Source organism: Flavonifractor sp. An4, assembly GCF_002161755.1.
In the GTDB taxonomy this organism is placed as follows: Bacteria; Bacillota; Clostridia; order Oscillospirales; family Oscillospiraceae; genus Flavonifractor; species Flavonifractor avicola.
Map to the genome: position 1 here is coordinate 1 of NZ_NFIL01000123.1, position 671 is coordinate 671.

At 63.0% G+C, this 671-nt stretch carries 2 protein-coding genes; both read right to left on the minus strand.

Translation table 11 applies throughout. The features are described 5' to 3' along the window. Positions 1 to 98: 98 nt before the first annotated feature. Positions 99 to 395 carry a toxin-antitoxin system toxin subunit gene (locus tag B5F94_RS16030; protein WP_242965705.1) on the minus strand — a complete coding sequence of 99 codons (297 nt, stop codon included), beginning with the start codon at positions 393 to 395 and terminating at the stop codon, positions 99 to 101. Beyond that, positions 379 to 671, minus strand: a 293-nt coding sequence (locus B5F94_RS16605) for a hypothetical protein (protein ID WP_204247521.1), incomplete at its 5' end; no start/stop codon positions are given. The genes B5F94_RS16030 and B5F94_RS16605, both read right to left, overlap by 17 nt.

Below are 671 nucleotides of genomic sequence, written 5' to 3' on the forward strand. Positions count from 1 at the left end.
GGCCTCCTCCTCTGTTAGCTTGCCCGCAGCCGCCAGGGCCTGGATGCGCTCCTTGTCCCACAGCTTGGGGTAATATTTCTTGGCCAGCTCGTATACGTTCACAGTTCCACCCCCGTCATCACAGCTAGATAGTCCAGATCCGCCCGCAGGCGCTCCGCCTCCGTGGGCTCCGGCTCCGGAGCAGGCTCCGGCTCAGGCACCTGACCGGGGGTCAAGCCCACCAGCACCCCGTTCTCGATCTTCAGGTCACAGTAGCCGCAGCAGTCCCAGGCCGTCTTCTCCAGCTGGGGCGGCACCGCGATCCACCCCTCCATCCAGCACTCCGTCCGGTGGCTCTGGCTCTGCAGGCCGTGGCCGCCGTCCTCTCTGGCCCCGATCTCAATGATGGTCAACATCCAAATCCCTCCTGATCCATGCAAATAAGTGATATAACAGCTTGCGGAACCATGATTTTTTCTCCTGCCGCCCCACCCCCTGCCCCTCCAGCCAGGCCAGCAGCTTCCCGCTGCTCCAGCCCTCCGTCCGGATCTCAGGCACTTCTGCTCCCGCACCCACCGTCCGCACCTGCCCGCCCCGCACAAAGCGGAGCAGCAGGTTTTTCAGATGAATGGGAGCAGGCTTTGGGGTGATTCTGTTCCGCTTTTGGTAGGTCCGCTTCTTCCGGGGCTCTT

Bases quoted from the DNA above. Each gene is read 5' to 3' on its own strand.
- B5F94_RS16030 (WP_242965705.1), bottom strand. From the start codon at position 395: ATGTTGACCATCATTGAGATCGGGGCCAGAGAGGACGGCGGCCACGGC.